Origin of the sequence: Halobaculum sp. MBLA0147, assembly GCF_041361345.1 — an archaeon.
Lineage (GTDB): Archaea > Halobacteriota > Halobacteria > Halobacteriales > Haloferacaceae > JAHENP01.
In genome coordinates this window covers 290,541-311,944 of sequence record NZ_JBGKAD010000002.1, presented here as the reverse complement: position 1 = coordinate 311,944, position 21,404 = coordinate 290,541, and the positions used below count along the sequence as shown (strand labels likewise).

General features: G+C 66.7%; 24 protein-coding genes. 10 read left to right on the top strand and 14 right to left on the bottom strand.

Annotation, left to right across the window (positions count from 1 at the left end):
- Positions 1–15: 15 nt before the first annotated feature.
- Positions 16–975: a CPBP family glutamic-type intramembrane protease gene (locus RYH80_RS15840; RefSeq protein WP_370904988.1), complete on the bottom strand. Its 960-nt coding sequence runs from the start codon at positions 973–975 to the stop codon at positions 16–18.
- Between the two features lie 163 nt (positions 976–1,138).
- Between RYH80_RS15840 and RYH80_RS15835 the strand changes: the two genes are divergently transcribed.
- A complete protein-coding gene (locus RYH80_RS15835; RefSeq protein ID WP_370904987.1) occupies positions 1,139–1,987 on the top strand; it encodes a CPBP family intramembrane glutamic endopeptidase in 849 nt (282 codons plus the stop codon).
- A 59-nt stretch (positions 1,988–2,046) separates the two neighbouring features.
- Here the strand turns inward: RYH80_RS15835 and RYH80_RS15830 are convergent, their stop codons facing one another.
- Positions 2,047–3,045 (bottom strand): CPBP family intramembrane glutamic endopeptidase, encoded by a 999-nt coding sequence (locus RYH80_RS15830; RefSeq protein WP_370904986.1) that lies wholly within the window; start codon positions 3,043–3,045, stop codon positions 2,047–2,049.
- 333 nt (positions 3,046–3,378) lie between these two features.
- Between RYH80_RS15830 and RYH80_RS15825 the strand changes: the two genes are divergently transcribed.
- From RYH80_RS15825 to RYH80_RS15810, 4 genes are all read left to right on the top strand, one after another.
- Complete coding sequence (locus tag RYH80_RS15825; RefSeq protein WP_370904985.1) at positions 3,379–4,260, top strand: ABC transporter ATP-binding protein; 882 nt, start codon at positions 3,379–3,381, stop codon at positions 4,258–4,260.
- Positions 4,257–4,925: a hypothetical protein gene (locus tag RYH80_RS15820; protein WP_370904984.1), complete on the top strand. Its 669-nt coding sequence runs from the start codon at positions 4,257–4,259 to the stop codon at positions 4,923–4,925. Before RYH80_RS15825 ends, RYH80_RS15820 begins: the two co-directional genes overlap by 4 nt.
- Before the next feature lie 147 nt (positions 4,926–5,072).
- On the top strand, positions 5,073–5,588 hold the full coding sequence (locus tag RYH80_RS15815) for a hypothetical protein (protein WP_370904983.1): 516 nt from the start codon (positions 5,073–5,075) through the stop codon (positions 5,586–5,588).
- Positions 5,589–5,761: 173 nt separating this feature from the next.
- The gene (locus tag RYH80_RS15810; RefSeq protein ID WP_370904982.1) at positions 5,762–6,454 is read left to right on the top strand and encodes an ABC transporter permease; all 693 of its coding nucleotides are present in this window, start codon (positions 5,762–5,764) and stop codon (positions 6,452–6,454) included.
- Between the two features lie 101 nt (positions 6,455–6,555).
- Here the strand turns inward: RYH80_RS15810 and RYH80_RS15805 are convergent, their stop codons facing one another.
- The 8 genes from RYH80_RS15805 to RYH80_RS15770 form a co-directional block, all read right to left on the bottom strand.
- Positions 6,556–7,320, bottom strand: coding sequence for a CPBP family intramembrane glutamic endopeptidase (locus tag RYH80_RS15805; protein WP_370904981.1), 765 nt, complete (start codon positions 7,318–7,320; stop codon positions 6,556–6,558).
- Positions 7,317–7,466 (bottom strand): hypothetical protein, encoded by a 150-nt coding sequence (locus RYH80_RS15800; RefSeq protein WP_370904980.1) that lies wholly within the window; start codon positions 7,464–7,466, stop codon positions 7,317–7,319. Before RYH80_RS15800 ends, RYH80_RS15805 begins: the two co-directional genes overlap by 4 nt.
- Positions 7,467–7,676: 210 nt before the next feature.
- On the bottom strand, positions 7,677–8,138 hold the full coding sequence (locus RYH80_RS15795; RefSeq protein WP_370904979.1) for a hypothetical protein: 462 nt from the start codon (positions 8,136–8,138) through the stop codon (positions 7,677–7,679).
- A 98-nt stretch (positions 8,139–8,236) separates the two neighbouring features.
- On the bottom strand, positions 8,237–9,058 hold the full coding sequence (locus RYH80_RS15790) for a hypothetical protein (protein WP_370904978.1): 822 nt from the start codon (positions 9,056–9,058) through the stop codon (positions 8,237–8,239).
- A gap of 145 nt (positions 9,059–9,203) precedes the next feature.
- Positions 9,204–10,184, bottom strand: coding sequence for a hypothetical protein (locus tag RYH80_RS15785; RefSeq protein WP_370904977.1), 981 nt, complete (start codon positions 10,182–10,184; stop codon positions 9,204–9,206).
- Positions 10,181–11,182, bottom strand: a complete 1,002-nt coding sequence (locus tag RYH80_RS15780; RefSeq protein ID WP_370904976.1) for a S49 family peptidase — start codon at positions 11,180–11,182, stop codon at positions 10,181–10,183. The genes RYH80_RS15785 and RYH80_RS15780 overlap by 4 nt, the downstream gene beginning before the upstream one ends.
- A 194-nt stretch (positions 11,183–11,376) precedes the next feature.
- A complete protein-coding gene (locus tag RYH80_RS15775) occupies positions 11,377–11,766 on the bottom strand; it encodes a DUF5684 domain-containing protein (RefSeq protein WP_370904975.1) in 390 nt (129 codons plus the stop codon).
- Between the two features lie 145 nt (positions 11,767–11,911).
- Positions 11,912–12,355 carry a DUF5518 domain-containing protein gene (locus tag RYH80_RS15770; RefSeq protein ID WP_370905133.1) on the bottom strand — a complete coding sequence of 148 codons (444 nt, stop codon included), beginning with the start codon at positions 12,353–12,355 and terminating at the stop codon, positions 11,912–11,914.
- Between the two features lie 170 nt (positions 12,356–12,525).
- On the opposite strand from RYH80_RS15770, the gene RYH80_RS15765 reads away from it, so the two are divergent.
- The 5 genes from RYH80_RS15765 to RYH80_RS15740 all read left to right on the top strand — a co-directional run bounded on the left by RYH80_RS15765 (position 12,526) and on the right by RYH80_RS15740 (position 17,070).
- Positions 12,526–13,389: a CPBP family intramembrane glutamic endopeptidase gene (locus tag RYH80_RS15765; RefSeq protein ID WP_370904974.1), complete on the top strand. Its 864-nt coding sequence runs from the start codon at positions 12,526–12,528 to the stop codon at positions 13,387–13,389.
- Positions 13,390–13,764: 375 nt separating this feature from the next.
- Entirely contained in the window at positions 13,765–14,175 is a 411-nt protein-coding gene (locus tag RYH80_RS15760; protein ID WP_370904973.1) for a hypothetical protein, read from the top strand.
- Between the two features lie 253 nt (positions 14,176–14,428).
- Positions 14,429–16,276: a halocyanin domain-containing protein gene (locus RYH80_RS15755; RefSeq protein WP_489753334.1), complete on the top strand. Its 1,848-nt coding sequence runs from the start codon at positions 14,429–14,431 to the stop codon at positions 16,274–16,276.
- 126 nt (positions 16,277–16,402) lie between these two features.
- Positions 16,403–16,801: an SDR family oxidoreductase gene (locus tag RYH80_RS15745; protein ID WP_370904972.1), complete on the top strand. Its 399-nt coding sequence runs from the start codon at positions 16,403–16,405 to the stop codon at positions 16,799–16,801.
- The gene (locus RYH80_RS15740) at positions 16,798–17,070 is read left to right on the top strand and encodes a Rossmann-fold NAD(P)-binding domain-containing protein (RefSeq protein WP_370904971.1); all 273 of its coding nucleotides are present in this window, start codon (positions 16,798–16,800) and stop codon (positions 17,068–17,070) included. The genes RYH80_RS15745 and RYH80_RS15740 overlap by 4 nt, the downstream gene beginning before the upstream one ends.
- 77 nt (positions 17,071–17,147) lie before the next feature.
- On the opposite strand, the gene RYH80_RS15735 is transcribed toward RYH80_RS15740, so the two are convergent.
- The 4 genes from RYH80_RS15735 to RYH80_RS15720 form a co-directional block, all read right to left on the bottom strand.
- A complete protein-coding gene (locus tag RYH80_RS15735; RefSeq protein WP_370904970.1) occupies positions 17,148–17,774 on the bottom strand; it encodes a beta-class carbonic anhydrase in 627 nt (208 codons plus the stop codon).
- 204 nt (positions 17,775–17,978) lie between these two features.
- Positions 17,979–19,121 carry an inorganic phosphate transporter gene (locus RYH80_RS15730; RefSeq protein ID WP_370904969.1) on the bottom strand — a complete coding sequence of 381 codons (1,143 nt, stop codon included), beginning with the start codon at positions 19,119–19,121 and terminating at the stop codon, positions 17,979–17,981.
- A complete protein-coding gene (locus tag RYH80_RS15725) occupies positions 19,118–20,182 on the bottom strand; it encodes a hypothetical protein (RefSeq protein WP_370904968.1) in 1,065 nt (354 codons plus the stop codon). The genes RYH80_RS15730 and RYH80_RS15725 overlap by 4 nt, the downstream gene beginning before the upstream one ends.
- A 178-nt stretch (positions 20,183–20,360) precedes the next feature.
- Entirely contained in the window at positions 20,361–21,338 is a 978-nt protein-coding gene (locus tag RYH80_RS15720; protein WP_370904967.1) for a phosphotransferase family protein, read from the bottom strand.
- Between the last annotated feature and the right edge of the window lie 66 nt (positions 21,339–21,404).

Below are 21,404 nucleotides of genomic sequence, written 5' to 3'. Positions count from 1 at the left end.
GCCACGGCCGTCGGCTCAGTCGTCGGTATCACCTCGAACGGCCGTGCCCGTCGGTGGAGCGTCGGTTCCGAAACACTCGCGAACCGAGACCTCGCCTCGGGTGAGCCGGACCCACGCGGCGACAGCGAGCGTGAGCAGCACCGTCGCGACTACCATTACGCCGACGACGGACGGATCACCGGTGAAGCTTCGATCGAAGCGTACGAGTGCTGGCACGCCACTGTCTGCGGCCGGGAACACGGCGCCGGTCATGAAGTTCATCGAGAAGTGGAGCCCCACGGGCAAGGCGAGCTGTTCCGTCAGCACGTACGCGGCCGTGTAGTAGACGACCGCGACGACACCTTGGACCGCCGCGAAGGTCGCCGAGGCACCCGCCGCCGGGACGAAGACGTGCGGGACGCCGAAGAGCACGGCACCGCCGACGACGACACCGAGCACTGCCGTTCGGGGGGTGAGCCCACGCGCGACGAGTCCGTCGACACCGTTTCGGACGAGCACACCGCGGTACAGCGCCTCCTCCCAGAGACCGATACCGAGGTACCCGATCGCTGCCCCGACGACTGGGACCACGACTGCGGCGCCAGAGACGACACCCGTGGAGAGTGTCTCGACGACGGTGGCTGCTCCCGTCGCGACCCACAGTCCGTGGATGACACACTGTGCGAGGACGCCGAGACCGACCCCACCGACGAAGTCGACCCACCACTGGCGGTCGAACGAGAACCCCTGGGCAGCGACAGATCTGCCTTCGAGCCGCTTCGCGGCGACGACGACCGCGGCAGTGCCGGCAGCCGCCGGGAGGATCACGTGTGCGTTCCTGATCAGCTTGGGGACCGGAGCTGCTCGAACGACGACGACCAGTGGGACGAACACCGCGAGGAAAGCGACCGTCGCGGCGACGACCCGCCACGTCGCCCGGAGGCGCGTGTCGTCGCTCCCTCTGAGAATCCCGTCGAGTGGACTCGACTCACTCATCGTTCACCCTCTCTCTACCACACGGCATGAAGGTTCGGTCGGGTTACACTCGTCGAGACTGTGCGGAACTCCGAGGAGAGTAATAAATCTTCCTCCGAGGTGGCGGGCCCACAGACACCGATGTCGTACTATGCCCGTCGGTGATCTACGACGAGTCACAACGATGTCAACGATCACTGACGCCGTGAAACGTCACCCGATCGTGACGTTTCTGCTCGTCACGTTCGGTTGGTCGCTCGGCGCCGATGCCATCGCGTACAGTCTCTACGGACGCTCCCCCCCGACGCTCGCCATCGTGGTTCGTGCGTGGGGGCCACTCGTCGGGGCCTTGGTGACGGCCGGACTGTCGGACGCCAGTGTCCGTGACCTGCTGGGACAGGTGAGACGACTCCGGCACGCACCACGGTACTACCTCGTGGCGCTCACGGTGCCGATCCTGTTCAACTCTGCAGGTGCCGTCGTCTACGTCGCCAGTGGAGTCGACGTGAAACTGCTCAACGTATCCCCCGTCTCTTTCGTCGTGAGTTTCCTGGTCGTTCTGTTGTTGGCGGGCGGACTCGAGGAGTTCGGGTGGCGTGGCTTCATGCAGCCGCGACTCCAGCGGGAGTACGCTGCCGGCACGGCCGCCGTCGTCACCGGTCTCGCGTGGGTGCTCTGGCACTCCACGTTCTTCGCCGTGTTCGACTTCCAGCGGTACCTGTCGAGCGTGGAGGGCTTCACGATCTACCTCGTCGAGATCGTCGCGTTCTCCGTGCTCCTCGCGTGGATCTACAACAAGACCAGCGGCGGTCTCGCGTTGGCACTCGTCATGCACGCCGCACACAACTGGGGCCCACTGATCGTCCCGGCAGACACGGCTCCTGGCGGCGTCGAACGCCTCGCCGAGTTCGCACCGCCGGTCGCGGCGGTGGTAGTTGTGGTCGTGATCGTGGCCGTCGACGGGTGGGAACGACTCGCCGACTCGTCGCCCGATCCCGACGTCGGACGGGCACCGGCGACGGCCGACGACTGACGCTCGTCGCGGAGGTGTCGTGTCGTCGCTGTCGGCCGTCGAACGGTCCGGTCGAGGTATCAGAGAGTCGACGGGAGCCGGTCACCGAGACTCTCGTGGACGACGACCACGTACCCGGCGACGGCGACGAGCAGGAGGAGACCGCCGGCGACGTTGACCACGCCGTACAGCCCCACCGCCCACTCTGGCCCGGTGAACGTCGGGCGGATCACCATCGGGAGCACCGACGCTCCGTCGGCGGCGGCCGCTTGGCCGAAGACGTTGTTCTGTGTGAAGTTCACCGCGAAGTGGAGTCCGACTGGGAGCGCCAGTGACCCCGTCCAGACGTACGCGGCTCCGAGGACGGCACCCAAGATAGCCCTGTGGAGGAACGCTGCCGCCGACTGCGGGAAGTGACCGGCACTGAAGATCACCGCTGCCACGACGACGCCTCCGACGAGTGCCCGCCGATCCGACAGACGGTCCCGGAGTCCCTCGACGGTGTACGTCGTGATCAGCCCACGGAAGATCAGCTCCTCCCAGAACGCGACGAACAGCCACTGGCAGACGTATCCGAGCATCGCGAGACCGAACGGCGACGTGGTCGAGCCGGTCCCCGGCGAAAACACCGCGGCGACCGTCGCCCAGCCGGCGACGAGGCTCACCGACAGTGTCGTCGCCGCCCCGAGTGTGCCGACGAGCCCTCCGGCGAGGAAGTCTCGAACCGTCGCCGGCGACCGAGCCAGTCCGTACGCCGCCAGCGTTCGCCCGTCGACGTACTTCGCAGAGACGACGACGATAGCCAGCGCGACCCCGGCAGCGACGAGGTTGGTCGCGGCACCGTTCACCGAGGGAGGGAGTGAGATCCCGGTCAGCAGGAGACCGGGGAGGAGGAATATGCCGACGAACGAGGCCACGTACACCCCGAGGACTCGAACCGGTGCACGCGGACGTGACTCCGTATCGTTCCACAGGAGTGTGCCGACGACTCCGGTCACCCCGTCGTCGCTCGTCTCACCAGTGGTGGTGCTCGGTTCTGTCGTCTCCCGTTCCGCAGTCGTCTCGGTCGATCGGGTCATCCGTACCTACGCACACGAGTCGAGGGGACAACAATCGGAAGCAGCGGCTTCAGCGGCTGAAGCCACGTCTCGGACGGTGGGCGACCGAGTCGACGACCGAGAACACGACACGGCGATCACTGCGCCGTCACGAACCACACAACGTACATTACGCAGTCGGCCGTACCGCCGACCCGACGACCACTCGGCACTCGCGACGAGGGGTGGTCGTCGACCACGACGGTCGACCCTCACGAGACGGGTGCCGAGCGGCGACGCGAGCGAGCGCAGCCACCGGCAGAGGTCGAACACCGAGACAGATCGACGGACACGAGCCAACGATCAGACACGACGATGCGATCGGACACCACTGTCGACGGCCGACGAGTGTCGGGAGAGCCGGTCGTCTCGGTGACCGGCGTCTCGAAGGCGATCGACGGTGTCGATGTGTTGCGGGACGTGTCACTCACACTCCGAGAGGGCGACGTGTACGGGTTGCTCGGCCCCAACGGTGCGGGCAAGACGACGACGATCGAGACGATCCTCGGACTCCGACAGCCAGACGAGGGCCGAGTCCGCCTCCTCGGCGAACCCCCGGGAGACGACGCCTTGCGAGAGGTCGGTGTCGTCTTCGAGAGCGAGACGCTCAAGCCGTCGTGGACCGTGCGAGACAACCTGCTCGTGACGTGTCACGTGCACGAACTCCCGCCGGCCAGGATCGAGTCGTGTCTCGACCGAGTCCGTCTCGACCCGTCCGTCGCGAGCGAGCCGTTCGACACCCTCTCGAAGGGAATGAAACGGAAGGTGTCGATCGCCGACGCGTTGCTCTCGGACCCGGACGTGCTCGTCTTGGACGAACCCGTCTCGGGCCTGGACCCGGAGTCACGCGAGACCGTGTTGCAGCTCGTGGAGTCGTCCGATCGGTCGATCCTGTTCAGTTCGCACGCACTGTCGGACGTCCAGCGCGTCTGTGATCGCGTCGGTATCGTCCGTGACGGCCGGACAGTTCTCGAGACGAGACTCGACGACTCACTACAGGTCGTCCGAGATCGACAGTCCGAGCTCGCAGGCGAACGGGTCGCACCGGGGGTCGAGTTGTACTGGCCCGACGGTGCGGCGGCCGGCTCCGGTGACACCGAACCCGCTGGGTCGGGGGACCTGGTCGACTCGCAGGACGTCGAACAGATCGACTTGGAAGCGTTGTACTTCGCGTTGACGCCGGAGGACCAGTCGTGAACGTCGGACGGCAGTTGTGGGTCGAACTCCGGAACGTCTGGCGTGTGAGTGCCGGACTCGCAGTCGTACTCGTCGGTGTCTTCCTCGTACAGCGGCCGGATCGAGTCGTCACACGGGCGGTGGCCGCCGGTGGGCCAGCGTGGCTCGTCACCGTGTACGCCGTCGCGGTGCCGGCGTTCGGAGCAGCGTTCGTCGTCTTCCTGTCGAGTGCGTACGCGGCCGTCGAGGACGACGCCGAGAACGTCTACCACCGGCTGCTCGTCTACCCCGTCTCGTTCTCTCGACTCCTGCTCGTCAAGACGCTGCCCGTCGCAGTGTGTGGTACTGGCGCCGCGCTCGTACTCGGAGGCGTCGCGTACTACTCGCTGCCGAGACTGCGTCTCGTGACGGTGCTCGCGGCGGTCGCCGTCGTCGGCGTCGCCGTCGTCCCGGTCGCGGTACTCGTCACGCTCTGGTACCTCTGGATCGACGACCCGCGGATCGGTACCGTCGTAGTGTTCGCCGTCGTGTCCGGAGGCGTCGTCCTCTCGCGGCTCGGACCCCTCGCGGTGTCGGCGTCACCGGTCACGCTCGCGCTCGGCGGTGTCGCGGCGGTCGTCGTCTCGTACGGGGTCGCGGCCGTCGCACTGATCGGCCTCGACCTCGAACGACTCGTCGTTGGGTGATCACGAGTGCGTGTACTCCGACAGGTCGCGAACGAGTGCGGTGAACTGTGGCAGCCCGGGATCGGTATCTCACTCCTCCTCGGTGTGTCGTTGACACTCCAGAATCCGATCGTGTCGCTCCGTCCGGCACTGGGTGGTCCACTCGCCGTGGCGGGGTACGTCGGTGTCGTCTCGACGTTCGCCGCGACGACCGTCGTCTTCCTCCTCGGAGCGTACACGGCGATCGAAGACTCTCTCGCCGGCGTCTACCGCCGGCTGCTCGTCTACCCGGTCTCGTTCCCGACGTTGCTGGTCGTGAGAGCCGCTCCCGTCGCGCTGTGGGGGACGGCGGCAGCGTCGATCGTCGCGGCCGGACTGTGGGTCACGACACCGGGACTGGCCGTCTGGCAGGTTGTGGCTCCCGTCGCGGTCGTCGGCGCGGCGATGCTCCCGCTGGCGGCGCTGGTCACGCTCCTCTACCTCAGAGTCCGTCGACCACGGGTGGGTACGGCACTCTCGTTCGCCGTTCTGGTGCTCGTCGTCTCCGTCCCGCGACGTGTCGGTGTCGGGACCAGTCACTCGGCAGTGCTCGTCGGTGCCGTCGTCTGCGGACTCCTCGCGTGTCTCGGCGCCGCGGCGTACGTCGCAGCCACTCGTGTCGATACGGAACAGTTGGTGCGGTGACGCGCCCACTCTGACGTGGGCCGTCGTCGCCTCACTCTCCCCGCCGGCACATCTCGTGGAGTCACACGACCGCCGCCGGCACGTCTCGTGGCGTCGCGCGATCGGTGCCGACCGTTTGCCCGTGCCGTGATCCCGCTCCGGGCTTTTTGTGCTCGTGCTCCCACACGACGCGTATGGCCGACGACCCGGCGTCGCTACTGACCAACACGCAGCGTGAGCGGGTTCCCGAAGACTTCGAGAGCGTCGACGGCGCGAAGCGGCGCCGTGGTCGCCAGCGCGTCCGCCAGCGGCTGTCTGCAGGCGTCCGGGACTTCGACCACCTCGTCGCCTACCCCGACGACGAACTGGCGGCGGCCTTCGAGGACACCGACGAGGAGACGGTGGAACGCTCTCTCGCCGCGATGCTGGTCGTCCACGAGCGACTCCGGGAGATCCACGGCGTCGAACGAGCGGCCGTGATCGAGCGAGCACGCGAGCGCGTCGACGAGGTCGACACCGAGCGCGAGGAGCGGACGCTCGAGTCGATCGACCTCCGGACGCGCGAGGAGGTGGAGAGTGCCGCCGCGGCCGAACTGGCGGCCGCCGGCGACCCCTCCGCGTGGAAGCGTCGATCGGAGTTGGCGTTGAAGATCGGGACCGCGCTCGCGCTCCCGGGTGTCCTGCTGGTCCCCGTCCCGTTCGGCACCGTGCCGCCGGGAGTCGACGGCGCGATCGCGTTCGTCTCACTCGTGTTCGGCGGGTCGGCGTTGGCCATCGGACTCGGTATTCTCGCCGCTCGCAGCGTGAAGTACGATCTCGTGCCCAAGCTCCGCGAGTTCGTCGACGGTCCGGCGGCCACGCTCCGGTCGGTCTGGGAACGGCTCTAACCGAAGCTGGACGGGGTCTCGTCCCGGACGCGCCGTCGTGGCGACGGCGCGACGGAAGTCCCGTCGAGTCGCGGTCGTGGAAACCGCTCGTCGTCCGCGGGTCAGACGAGCGAGAGCACCACCTCGTAGTTCACGACCCACACAGACGCGTGCGCGACGGCCGTCACGGCGAGGTTCCGCGTCCGCTCGTAGGCGTACCCCCAGACGACTCCGCCGATCGCGGTGCGGAGGAACGCGAGCGACGCCTCGGCGACACCGCCGAACACCACTGGCAGTGCGTGCATCAGTCCGAACGCGGCAGCGGCCACGAGAACCGTCCCGGCGGTCCCGAGGTGCGGTCGGACTCGTCCCTGGACGATGCCACGGTAGAGGAGTTCCTCCATCGGTGCCGCGACCAGGAACAGCCACCCGAGCACCAGCACCCAGACGATCGGCTGCTCCGCGAAGACGACACCGACGTCGAGGATACCCTCCGAGCCCGCGTGCGAACCGGTCTCGACGCCGAGTGCCGACTGGATCGCGAGGAAGGTCCAGCCGACGAGTGTGATCGCGACCGGCGTCGCGAGCGTCCAGCCGACGTCTTCCAGTGTCGGCCACCGAATCCCGACGTAGCGTCGCGGGTCGTCCGCGACCGCGAGGAACACGAGAGCGAGTGCACCGAAGCCGAGCTGAATCCCACTGCCGAAGGCGTCACCGACCGGTGTGCCGGCGATCCCGACGGCTTCCCGAATCGTCGAGAAGGTGAACACCCCCGCGATGCCCGCGACGAGCCCGCCGACGGCGAGTCCGAGTGCCGCGAGCACCGCCCGAGCCGTCGCACGATCCGGAACGGCGGCCGAGAGCCCTCGATCGGAGGCGGTACTCATCGTGCACCCTCCCGGTACCCGAGAGCACCGTGTGGCTCATCCTCCGCACCGCGGTCGATCTCGTCGGTTCGTGCGTCCTCTCGACCGATGTCGCGCCGTGTCATCGACAGTGTCGTGTCGAGCAGTGGGTATAGTGCCGTCTGCACCGTTCGCGCCCCGAAACACCTGTGTACGGGCGTACAGAGATCTCTCCGATGTTGTACTGCCGTACAGCTCGGTCGAACGCTGGGTCCACGAGGTGACTGGCGCGCGTGGAAGTACCGAAGGGTCACGGTCGGCTACACCACTCGCCGCACCTCACCCCGTTCACCGCCGAGCGAGTTCGCCGTCCCGGCCCGACCGTTCCAACGTGATGGCTACAGCGTGGCGGTGTAGCAATTGAACTGTTCGGTCGAGGTAGCGAGCGGTTCTCCGTCGGTGTCGACCAACGCGACCGTGAACTCGCCGTGGACCGGCGGACGTCCAAGTGATACTGCGTAGAGTTCCCCGCTTCCCTCGGTGAGGATACCGTAGTCGCTATGCTCAAGACGGCTCATATCCCGATTGGCGAAGAGTGGAATCGAGGCGACGAGTTCGTCCGCTGCGTCTCGGATGCGGATCGCGTGGAACCTGTCGTCGCGCGCGGCCTGTCTCGAGACGACCACCCCGAGAGCCACCCGTTCGTCGCCGCGGAGTACGGCGACCTGTCGCAGGTGCTCTGACTCGCTCGCCACCCCGCGACTGGAACACCGGACGGGCGGGTCGTCGTCACCGCTACAGCCGGCAGTTAGCGTCACGACACCAGCGACACTCGCGATCGTCTCGCGTCTGGAGGGCACGGTGGGCAGGTCGTCGGTACTCGACGTATACCTATCGACAGCGTGTCGAGAGCGAACGAGTCCGAAGAACCCACCGATCCCAGAAGTAGGCGAGACTCCTAGTTGAAGAAGGACAACCTCGCGTAGTAGGTTGTGCCGTTGTACGTCACCAGCCACCGGCCCGAGTAGCTAGTGTGCACGAGTGCTCGCTCGCGAGGGAGTGATCGGTTCAGTTCGGCGAAGTCCTCGGTGTCCCCGTAGTACGCTTCCTCCCCGATCGCCTGGTTGACAGCACTGTTGTTCTCGAAGTCGAGTCGAACGAGTTTATTTCGATAGAGATAGGCGACGTACTCGTCGGTCGAGTTGGCGATCTGTGTCGCAGTGTAGCGGTAGCGTGGCCGCGTCTCTGTCTCCGTCTTGGTGACATCGAAGACGAACGTCTCGGTCGGTGTGCCGATCACGACGGGTGAGTCCGACCCGACGATCACGGAGTCGTCGACCTGGCGTGGTGTGTACACGATGGAGGCGTTCGAGGGGGTCTCACCCGATCGAAGTGTCCGTTTGAATAGTGCCTCGTCTCGACGCGAGAGCGTGTCGAGTGAGTAGTCTGGTGAGTCAGCGGTGGACTCGGCGGTGACCGTCACGACGGTGACCGTCTGGACACCGGCTCGCGTCTTCTCGGTGGTGTAGTACGTGCCGTTGTGCGACACTGTCTGTCCATCCTCAGTCGAGTACTCCAGCGAGGAGTACACTGTCTCGTCGTCGGTGACGATCGGTCGGAGTGGCGGTGCGACCGACTCGAGTGCGTCGGACGTCTCGTCGGCGATCGACTCGTTGTCCCCGACCTCGGCGAACCGAACCGTCGGCGGCTGCGCGCCGCACCCTGCGAGGACGGTGACCAGCAGAACGACTACGAGACCGATCGACAGGTTACGCGGCATCGTCTGTCGGGTCGTCCTCTCACCCACACAAAAGTATGTGGTCCGTCTCAGCGGATGTGAGACGCGTTTCGTCGTGCTCGATCTCTTCGACGTGCGAGGTGTACTTGTACGGGGAAAGAACGGTCGGGGGAAGGTGTGACTCGACTCAGCGACGCGGGGGACCGCGACGACCCTCGCCGTCGGAGTCTTTCACCGGTGCGTTCTCGTCGATCTTCTCGCCGGAGACGAGGAAGTCGGCGACGTTGCCGATCAGCACCTCGTTGTCGGCGACGTACGCGTCGTCCGGCTGCAGGAACGTCGCGTCACCGATCACGGAGACGTTGCCGTTCGTCGCCGCGACCGGATAGCGCCCGCTGCGGCGGTTGGACTCGATGGTCACTTCGCCGGCCGTACGGACGGCGACCGTCGCGTCGCCACCGACGGCGACGGGGACGGCGTCGTCCATCACCACGCGGTCGACACCCTCACCGAGCGTGCCGCCGGCACCGGTCGTCGCGATCCGAGAGTAGTGACGCCCGTCGGCCGAGATGTTGAACAACTCGCTCGGACCGGTCGAGACGCCGTACTCCGAGGTGACGCCCGTCGCGCTCGAACTGGACTGCGAGCCGCCACCGAAGCCGAAGAATCCGAAGGAGGCCGTCGACTCGGCCGGGTCCATCATCACCATCAGCCGCCCGCCGCTGTCCGTGAAGTTACGGAGCCCCCGGCGCTGACTCGCCGAGAACCGCGACCGTGGGTTCACAGTGACGAAGGCGTCCGCCTTCGACAGCGACGTGTTTAGGTCGACGCGCGGGTCGGCACGCGGGTCGAAGAACCGAACCGTGTGCCCGTTGGCGACGAGCGTGTCAACAAGCGGTGCGATCTCACTCCGCTCGATGTCGTTCTCGTGGCCCACGTCGAAGACGATGGTCTTCGGCTCCGCGTCGGCGGACATCTCGATCTGCCCGCTCTCGGGGCCGGGTTCGATCAGTGCGTTGTCGGGTTCGTACTGCGAGGTGTCCAACTCCGCCGGCTGCTCGGGCGTGCCGGTCGACTGACCCTGTACCATCGGGAGGACGGCTGCCGCGCCGACCACCACGACCACGATGGCCACCGTCAGACCGGCGGCCTTGAGTCTGTCACTCATGCGTCGACACCTCCGAGTGCGGGGGCCCCGTCACGCGCAGACGGGGCCGACTCGTCGGACTCCGATTCACTGTCGTCGATCGTTGCAGACCCGACACCGTCGTACTCGCTGGCGACGATGGTCGGGAGCTGTTCGACCGACAGGGCGTAGTACTGTGTCTGCGGTGTTCGAAGCACCCCGTCGTCCTTCACGACGACCTGTGTCCCCTCGCTGGTCTGGAGGAGGAAGAGCCCGCCGAACACGCTCGTATCTTTCCGAACAATCTCGTAGGAGTCGAGTCCGGCCTGGTCCGCGACCCAGGCGGTCGCGTCGCGGGTGTCGCCGAGCTCGTCGGCGAAGCCGTTCTCCACGGCCCGCGATCCGAGGTAAGTGTGTGCCATCTCGACTTCCGACCGGTCGACCTGGATCGTGGTCCCGCCGTGGTCGGAGTTCGGCCCGCGCTCCTTCAGGACGCTCGCGACGAACGTCCCCTGGAGTTCCTCGACGGTCCGCCGCGTGGTCTCGTCGCGGTTCTCAGCTTTGTCCGGGCTGCTCCGAACGATCGAACTCGGGAAGTCGACGGCCTTCGGCGTGCGCACGCCGACGCTTCCGACCACAGCGGACGGCTGCGTGAAGATCCGGTCCGCGGCGATGGAGCCGTAGTAGCCGCCCGAGGCCGCCTGTGCCTTCACGGCGACGGCGACCGGCAGTTCGTTGCTAGTGTGTTTCACCGCCTTGTACAGTCGTTCGGAGGCGGTCACACCGCCGCCGGGGCTGTTCATCTCGATCACGACGCCTCTGATCGACCCGTTCGTCCGTGCCTCGCGGAGGGAGTCGACCGCCTCGTCGACCTGCGTCCCGGTGATCCTCCCGTCGTAGGAGAGCACCATGACGCGGTCGGGGTCGGCGGGTTGGGTCGCCTGGAAGGCGACCGGAGCGAGGACCGCACTCACGAGGAGTCCGACTACGATCGCGAGGACGTAGGCGGCTCCTCCCGAGCCTGTCGTTGTACGTGACATCCAGCCGTCACCAGCGGGGCGTTCGTCATAAGTCTCGTGTGGCTCAAACGGGACTGTTAGTGAACTGGTCACACACGGGTCGGCCGTAGCCGATTACCGGAACTCGAGCGGGCACACGGCTCTCGACGGGTGTATCGCCCGTAGCCACCGCCACTGGTGTGGCCGACGACGCCGACGGAGACCGAGAGACGTGGTCACGCAACACCACTGGGGTCGCGGTACTGTGCGTCGCCGAACCCTAGCAGCGGGTAGAAGACGAAGCCGAGGAACACGAGTCCCAACGCGAACCCGATCCCTCTGCCGAACGCGCGAGCGACACCGGCCTGGATCTTGTACAGTGCGTACAGTTGTACGATGGGGACGAACAACACGAGGAGCCACCACCACGCGTTGTCACCGATTTGGAGCATCACGTAGAAGTTGTACACTGGGACGAGAGCTTTCCATCCGCCGTGACCCGCTTTTGAGAACACCGCCCACGTCCCCGCCAGTTGTGCGACAGCGAGTACGAGTTGGAGGGCGAAGGCGCCGGTCGCGACCACGTCGGTCGCTTGGAGCGCGAGGGTCTGGACACCGTTCGACATCGAACTACGGCGAGGTGTGGCCCGTGCTTCAATCCCTGGGGAGCTTCTCACGGACGGTAGTTGTGACCTCGACGGGCGGAGTAGGCCGAGTGCCTCGGGACCCGATCCAGAAGTATTCACCAACTCGGGTCGACGCCGTCCGCGACTACGATCCGACCTCGATCTGTCGTCGGGGGTGTCCTCTCTGTGTTGCGAGCCAGCCGCCGAGTCGTCCCGCGAGCGCACCGACGAGCGCGGCGAATCCGAACAAGAGGGGGACGAACACAACCAGCGTCACGCCCGCGACCGCGGTGAACCAGGCGGGCTGAGGCAGTCCGAGAACGTACGTGAAGAGATCTGGAACCGACGACAGGACGGGCAGGCCGCCGATCACACCGGTACGGGTGCCGACGGCTGTACTCTCGAGGCCGCGGCGTTTCGCGAAATATCCGGCGACGAGAGCGGCGAAAGCCACACCCGCGAGGTTCCACGACTCACTGGGTGTTCGCCAGCTGAGAGCGAGCGTGAGTGGGACCGACGCGAGACCGGCTGTGAGGGCGTACCGCCACGTGGCGGACGACCACACTTGTCGAGCGGTGGAGGGCAGCATAGTTCGATGTCCCGGTGAGAGCGACATAGTACTTGTGGTGGACGGTCTGGAGACGTGTCGGGGGCAGATTCCCCTGGCTGGTGTCGAGTCACTTAGTTCTTGTTTCGGTCTGTCGTCGTGACAGGCCACGACCCCCTCATACGTCGCTCCGGAGCGAATGACGACCCACGATGACGACGAGACACGTTTCGATCGACGGACGAGTCACTGGGGTAGTCGGGTTCCTCCTCGTGCTGGTAGTGTACTTCGCGGTCAACCACTGGGTCGACACTGCCGTCCCAGCGGAGCCAGAACTGGTTCGGAACGCCGTTGAGGCGGTGTGGTTCCTCGGGTTCGCAGCTATCGGTGCGGTGTTCTTGTACAGAGACGACGCCAGCCCGAGTGATATCGGGCTTGCCAAGCGCTTCCTACTTCCTGGCGCCATCGCGTTCCTCGCCGTCTGGGTCGGACTCAACGTCGTGGGCGTCGGTATCGCGACCGCGAGCGGTAACGCGTGGGGTCTCGACGTACTCTGGCCGGTCGCGCTCGGCGGGCTCGTGGCGTCGTTCGGCTACGCGTTCGTCGAGGAGTTCGTGGTTCGCGGCTACCTCCAGAACAAGGTACGGAGCGTTCTCGGTGCGAACGGGTGGGTGAGCAGAGGGACAGCGATCGTCGTCGCCGGCGCCCTGTTCGGACTCGCTCACGTTCCGCGAGTACTCGTCGAGGGCGGGTACGTGAGCGGGACGTCGGTCGTCGGGACACTCCTCGTGCTCACGCTCTCTGGAGTCGGGTTCGGTCTCGTGTACGAGTTGACGGAGAACCTCTACTTCGTCGGCCTCCTCCACGGACTCGGCAACACCTGGCCGCTGCTCGTCGACGGGTTCACCTGGGACGGCACGGCGAAGACGGCGTTCTTCGTCGCGATCGGTGTCACGTACTTCGGAATCGTCGGCGTCTACAGGCGAGTGACGGCGAGGACGAGCGTGACACCACGGGTCCGGGTAACACCGGGAGGCGCCACCACGGACCGACGAGCGACCGATTCGAGTCGGTGACCGGCAGTGACGTGAGTGTCGTCGGGTACCTCGAGGGTGAGCACCGAGGCACTCACCTCGACTGCCTGTGAACCGCCTCGGGGTCAAAGCCCCGAGGCACTCGCCTTGCTCATCTGTAGAGTATCACCCCACAGTGGTCGTCTCACCCCCGTCCGAGCAGTGTCACTCTCGCCGTCGACGAACCATCGCTCGCCGCGTCTCGTCGGGGCCGTGTTTCGCCCCGAGAGAAACTGAGGACGGACTATACCTCCTCGGACCGACGGGGTGTGTGTGCACACGAACTGCTCTCGACGGCGACTCCTCGCCGGTGTATCGACTGCGACCGTCGCCGCCACAGCCGGTTGTTCTGGAATCCTCGAGTCGGCCGTCTCGAGTGTGTTCCAAGAGGTCAACGTCGTCAACGGTACCGATCGGCGAATCGCCGGAACTGTCACTGTCACGGGGCCGGACGGCGGGACGGTGCTCGACGAGACGTTCGATCTCGTGTCGGAGCGACAGACGCAACAGGGGACGGCGACGGGGACGAGGACGGAGCCGGACGCGGAGGTCGGCGTGGCCCGGTACGACGACGTGTTCTCCGCGACCGGGACACACACCGTCGCGATCAGTCTCGACGAGGGGTCTGCGGTCGACGGCGTGAGAGAGGCGAGTACGGATGTCGATGTGCCCGACACGGAAGAGACGAACGTCGTCGTCGCCGTCGGCAGTGGAGAGGAGAGTGACGAACCGATCGAGATCACTAGACTCGGACAGGAGACCCAGACGGAATCTGTGACCTCCGAGTGACCCCGCTAGCCGCCGACTCGTCGGTCGGCTCCTCTCCAGTCGTCGGAGTGGAGCCGGTGGTCCTCGTCGGTGACGGGTGTCGTCTGGTCCGGACTATCACTCACATATCAACTTCTCTATCGTAACCACTTCGTTTCTATCTGCCACAGACAGCCTACAGAGACCGTCAAAAACGAATCGGGTCGAATTTGGGTGAGACTTTAGTCGGAATCCCGAAAGGACCTATGAATGAGTGGGTGTAGTGTTCCAGTGTATGTCAGACGACAAGACGCGACGACGCGTTCTCACCGGAATCGGTACGGGTGTCGCGGTCGGGCTCGCGGGGTGTGGCGGGCAGGGGTCGGACGAGACGGACTCTCCGACGGAGGAGTCCACTCCGACCTCGGAGGGGACGCCGACACCGACGGCGACCCCGGAGCCGACGGACACACCGACCGCCGCACCGACCGGCTCGCTGCGCGTCGCTCACCTCTCGCCGAACGCGCCCAACGTAGACGTGTACGCCGACGGCACGGCCGTACTCGAGGATGTCGCCTTCGGCGCGGTGAGCAGCTATCTTAGCGTGCCGGCCGGCGACCGACAGATAGAGATCACACCCGCCGGCGACGCGGACACGACCGTCTTCTCGGGGGCCGTCCCGGTGGAGGCCGGGACCGCCTACACCGTCGCGGCGACGGGCGAGATCGGCGACGACGCCGACCAGCCGTTCGAACCGCTCGTCCTCGAGGACGACGTGAGTAACCCGGGCGAAGACACCGCACGGGTGCGGCTCCTCCACGCGGCGCCGGACGCGCCCGCCGTAGACGTGACACTCGCCGCCAACGGCGACGCGGTCTTCGACGGCGTCGCCTACGGCGACTCGGCGACGGTCGAGGTGCCGGCCGGCGACTACACGCTCGAGGTACGCGGCGACACCGAGGGGAACGACGGCGACGTGGTGTCCGCCTACGAGGTGAGTCTCTCGGAGAACACCGTGTACACGGCGTACGCGGCTGGCTATCTGACAGCAGACGACGAACCGGCAGACACACCGTTCGACCTGCTCGTGTCGAACGACTCCGCCGGCGGCGTCGTGAACCCGCCGGTCACACCTGCACAGGTTCGCGTCGCCCACCTCTCGCCGAACGCGCCCAACGTGGACGTGTACGTGGACGGCTCCAGAGCGGTCTCGGACGTGGCGTTCGGCACCGTCGGGGGGTACCTCGACGTCCCGGCCGGCGAACGACAGGTGGAAATCACACCCGCCGGTAGCCCCGACACGACCGTCTTCTCGGGGCCCGTGTCGGTGATCGGTGGTGCCGACTACACCGTCGCGGCGACGGGTGAGATCGGCGACGACGCAGACGAGGCGTTCACTCCGCTCGTGTTGCGCGACGACAACGACAGCCCGGCGGACGACACCGCGCGGGTCCGACTCCTCCACGCGTCCCCGGACGCGCCGGCGGTAGACGTGACGCTTGCGTCCAACGGCGACCCGGTCTTCGACGGCGTCGCCTACGGCGACTCGACGACGGTCGAGGTGCCGGCGGGCGACTACACGCTCGACATCCGTGGCGACACCGAGAGCAACGACGGCGACGTGGTCGCCAGCTCCGACGTGAGTCTCGCCGGCGGACAGGTGTACTCCGCGTTCGCGGTCGGCTACCTCACGCCGGACGACGAACCCGCCGACACGCAGTTCGAGTTGCTGCTCACCCAGGACACCGGCGGGATGGGCGGTGGCGACATGTCCGGTGGTGGCGGTGGGATGGAGGTTCCCGCGGAGATCGACTCGTTCCTCGCGGACGCCAACGGCTACGACGGGTCGATCCAGGACGCGACGGGCCAGGACTCGGTGACAGTCGCCGTCGGTGGCGACGGCCTCGCGTTCGACCCGCCCGCGCTGCGAATCGACGCCGGGACGACCGTCGACTGGGAGTGGATGGGTGGCACACACAACGTCGCCTCGACGAACGACTCCAGTTCCGACTTCGACAGCGGCGACCCGACAAGCGACACCGACACGACGTTCTCGCAGTCGTTCGACGACACCGGCCAACAGTTCTACCTGTGTGAGGTCCATGAGGGCGGCGGGATGCTCGGCGCCATCGACGTGGTCTGACCGGGATCACGTGGCTGGCCTCCGGTGAGGTTCACACAGTGTCTCCGGTGAGGTTCACGGATGCGGTCGTGCGTCCGGACGCGCGACCTCACTGGGTTCGAGTGCCCGGCGCACTCACGACGGCTCGTGACTCGTACCGTAGTGGTCGGTGGCACTGGCCCGACGATCGGCGAGTCGGTCGCACGACGCTTCGCGTCCGAGGGGGATCGGGTGGCGTTGTGGGCGCGGAGTGAGTCGTTCACAGAGGAGTTCGCAGCGGACCTCCAGTCGGAGACGCCGGGCGACGTGATCGCACAGCGCGTGGACGTGACCGAGCCGGACGCCGTCGCGTCGGCCGTCGAGGAGCTCCACGAAACGTTCGGGAGCGTCGACGTGTACGTCCACAACACGCCGGTGCCGAACTGGAGTGGCCCGTCGGACGACGATCCCGAGGCGTTGCGGACGACTGTCGAGACCGTCGAGTACGGGTTGGGCTCGTCGTCGACACGATGCTCTCGGACTTACTGGACGGTGGGGCGACGGTGATCCTCAACACGGGCGACTTCGCCAAGTGGGTCGCACGGAAGACGGCCGAGCAGCTCGCTCCCGAGGGCGTCCACGTCGTCCACGCGTCCGTCGACGGCTGGGTCGACGGGCCAGATGTCTCCGAGGACGTGCTGGCCGAGAAGCGCGCCGATCCGGATGCGATCGCGGCGGAGTTCCACCGCCTCGTCGAGCAGAACTCCGACGTGTGGACGTTCGACGTTGACTTCCGGCCATACGGTGACGACGCCTTCCGGACCCGACGGAGGTAAGCCTCGGTGAGCGGCCACTGGGGCAGTGCGCCCGCGCCCTCCCCGACACGCAGCGGTCCAAACGCCCATCCGACCCGTCAGACCCGCCGTTCGCTGATCTCCTCTGCGATCCGGTCGCCAGGCTGGCGGAGTTCGCCGGACTCGACCTCGTAGACGTACCCCGTGATCGTCACGTCGTCCGGGACGAACGACGACTGTTCGAGGTACGCGACCTGGGCGGCACACGCCTCGTCGATGTCGTCCGTCGTCTTGATCCAGTCCATCACGTCCGCGTCACCCAGCGACAACTCAGGCAGAGACGGGTCGATGTCGGCGTCGTCGAGCCCGCCGGTCTGGGCCTCGAGTCCCTCTCTGATCGCCTCGTCGGGGGCGCTCATCATCCCGCAGTCCGTGTGGTTGACGACGACGATCTCGTCGGTGTCGAAGAAGTTCGTCGTCAGTGCCGCCGAGCGGATCACGTCGGCCGTCACCTTCCCCCCGGCGTTCCGGAAGATCTGTGCGTCACCCAACTCCAGTCCCAACACCTCCTCGACGGGGATGCGTTCGTCCATACAGGCGATCACGAGGAGGTTCTCGCCGGTCGGGATGTCACGCCGTCGCCGCCGCGCCCAGTCTTCTCGCTCCGTCACGTCCTCGTCGATCCGCTCGTGGACGTGGTCGTGTTCGTGATCATTCTCGTGGTCGTGTTCGGTCTCGTCGGACATCGTCGTGTACCAGGCACTGCTCCGACAAACGGGGTGTGGAACCGGGGGCTCGTGCCGGGGACCGAGGAGTGTTGCCGCTCGAACGTCGTGAGACGTGTCACGATCTGTCGAGTCCTTCGACGTGTCGCTGCGAAGGCGACACCGACCGATCGACTCGTGACCGCGAGGGGTGTGCCGTTCGGGCAGCAATTCGAACAGATCCGATCAGAACCCGAAGATCGGGACGTACCGGAACGTCAGGTACGCGCCGACGGTCGCGACGACGGGCACTACGTTCTGCATCAGGACGATCCGTGCGGTCGTCAGCGGGTCGAACAGGGCGCTCGGGTTCGGCACCTCCGTCGCGTCGGTGTCGGTCCCCTCGCGCAGCGGGTCGTCGGATTCCCCGTCACCCGTCACGACCGCCGGCGCGGGTACGCGCCTGGTCGCACGACCCCACCCGAGGCCGACGACGGACATCGTCGCGATGATGACGAAACTCGCCGGGATGCCCAGCGCCGAGAGGAACACCACCAGCGTCGAGGAGACGGCGGCGACGACGATCGCCGCGGTGAGCGGGAGTTCCGTGATGTCGCTGCCCATCGTCTCCAGCGTCCGGCGCGCGATCGTGAACGCCCCGACGGTGACCGCGAGCCCGCCGAGTGCGATGGCGGGGTTCATCGCCAGGTTCCCGCTGCCGACGAGCGGCGCGACGGCGTTGGCGATGTTCGACGTGCCAGACGAGAAGGCCATCAGACAGCCGATGCCGACGACCGTCGCGGTGCCGGCCAACTCCCGGCGGTTGGTCGTCCGGTGAACACGCGGAACCGGCACCGAGCCGGACCGGTCGACTGTGAACAGCGGTCCCTCGCTCCGTTCCATCGCCACCAGTTCGTCCAGGCGGTCGTAGACGTAGCGCCCGACGATCAGCGAGACCCAGAAGCCGACGATGGGCGAGACGACCCACCAGACGACGATCTCGCCCATGACGGCGAAATCGAGGACGCCGCCGGCGAGTCCGAGGCCGGCGATAGCGCCGACGGCGGTCATCGACGTCGACGCCGGGACGCCGAAGACGTTCCCGACCAGCAGCGCGACGCCGATGAAGAACAACACCGTGATCGAGGTCGTCAGGGTGAACACGCCGGTGTCGACGACCAGTTCCGAGCCCAGTTTCGTCACGACGTTGCGCCCCAGCGTCCACGCGCCGAGGAAGAAGAACACGCCCATCAGCCCCGCCGCGACGGGTTTGGAGATCGCACCGGCGCCGACCGCCGGGCCGAACGCCGGACCGGTGGTCGACCCGCCGATGTTGAACGCGACGAACATCGCGACGAGCACGCCGACGACCAACAACAGCGAGATCACTGCTCGTCTCCCGCGTCCGTCGCGTCGGTCTCGTCTCCGTTCGCGCCGTCGTCTCCGTTCGCGTCGTCGTCTCCGTTCGCGTCGTCGTCTCCGTCCGATCCGTTCGTGCCGGCCGTCTCTCCGTCAGTTTCGTCGTCGGTCGTCGATGCATCCTGCTCCTCGAGTTTCGCCTCGACCGTCTCCTCGACCGCGTCACCGACCGTCTCTTCCACCTTCTCACCGACTGTCTCCTCGACCGCCACCTCTACGGAGTCACCGACCGTCTCTTCCACCTTCTCACCGACTGTCTCTTCGACCGCCTCTTCGACTGAATCACCGACCGTCTTCTCTACGGTGTTGCCAACCGTCTCTTCGACCTTCTCGTCGACAGTCTCTTCGACAGTGTCGCCGACCGTCTCCTCGACCGTCTCTTCGACAGTATCCCCCACCGTCTCCTCGACTGTCTCTTCAACTCTCTCACCCACTGCCTCTTGTACCGTCTCCTCGACGGTGTCCTCGACGGATTCTTCGACCGCGTCACCCACGGTGTCCTCGACGGACTCGTCGACCGTCTTCTCGACCGTCTCTTCGACCGTCTCCTCCATCGTCTGCTCCACCGTCTCTTCGACCGCCTCACCGACCGCCTCCTCGACGGACGCGTCGACGGTCTCGCCGACCGTGTCCTCGACGGTCTCCTCCACCTTCTCACCCACCGTCTCCTCGACCGTGTCTTCCACCGTCGCCTCCACCGTGTCTTCCACCGTCTCTTCGACGGACGCGCCGACGGCCTCCTCGACGGACTGGTCGACAGTCTCGCCGACCGTGTCCTCGACAGTGTCTTCGACGGTCTCCTCGACCGCCTCGCCGACGGTCTCTTCGACCGTCTCTTCGACCGCCGTGGTCATCCAGTTCGGGTCGAACCGTGCCATCTTCCACCCGACGTGGAGGACGTACGACGCCAACACACCGAAGCCGAACGCCAACCCGACGGCGTCGCCCGCGAGGACGATCAGTCCGACCGAGACCGCGATCAACAACCCGTACGTCAGGTCGACGATCGAGTCGACGTGACCAGGGTTCACTCTCTGCCTCCGCAGACGACCGACCGCCCCGAGAACCGAGACGCGACGTGATCTACCGTGTACATACTAATTTTCGGTTCCACGCGCACAAGTAGGTTTGCAATGCAGCGCGACACTCCGAGACGGCGAGACACCGCCCGCGACCCGGACGCGACACCCGGTCGCGTGTGAACTGCGCTCACTCGAGCACACCGAACGAGCGGAGACTGTCGAGCGTGTCCTCGGCCAGCGTCGCCGTCGACACGTCGGATCGTCTGTCGGCGAAGAGTTCGAGGTGTTTCCCGACGCGGAGCGTCGCGTCGAGTCGGTACACCGCCGGAACGTCGGGGAACGAGTCCACGCCGGCGACGGTCGTGTAGCTCGCCCGGAGCGGGTCGCGCAGTCGGGGCGGGTCGTCGACACCGGGCCACGCGGTCAGGAGCGTCTCGACGTGTGCGAGTTCGTACGCCGGTGGCGCCGCCGCGGCCCCGCCCCAGTCGAGCACCGCCCGGACCACCGGCTCCGCACCCGTGTCCAACACGAGATTCGCCGGGCGGTAGTCCATGTGGGCGAGCACCGAGTCGACTCCGTCCGGTCCGTCCCAAGCGGCGAGAACCCGCTCCACGCCGTCTCGGATCGCGTCGCGGTGATCGTCGAACGAGGCCGGGAGCCGGTCGATCTTCGCCGTGGCGGTCCGGCACAACAGCGACTGCCACCCACGGTCGGGGCCACCGGGAGTCGGGCCCGTGTCGTCGGGTACCAGCGGCCCGACCCCGTCGAACGAGGTCGACTCGTGGAGCGACGCGAGGTGCCGCCCGGCCGCGTCGGCGACACGCGCCAACGTCGCCGACGATAGGTCCGGCGAGAGGTCGTCGACGGTCTCACCGGCCACACGGTCGAACAGAACACACGGGACCGAGAGCACCTCGTCACTCGCGGCCACGACCGTCGGGACGGGGACGGTCGTCGCGTCGGCGACGAGCGCGATCACGGCGGGTTCGGCGCGGACGCGCTCCGGCGACTCCGTCCCGAGTTTCAGCACCGTCTCGCGGTCGTCGAACCGCACGTGATAGACCGCGTTCTTCCCCGGAGCGATCTCGGAGACGGACTCGACGGTCGCGCCGGGACGGAGCGTCGCCGCGGCGGCGCGTACCTCGTCGGTCGTGAACGGAGACACGGGCGTGCCTGTGGCGAGGCGAGTATCAATCCCGCGGCCGAGTGTCGACCGGTGAGACGGGTGACC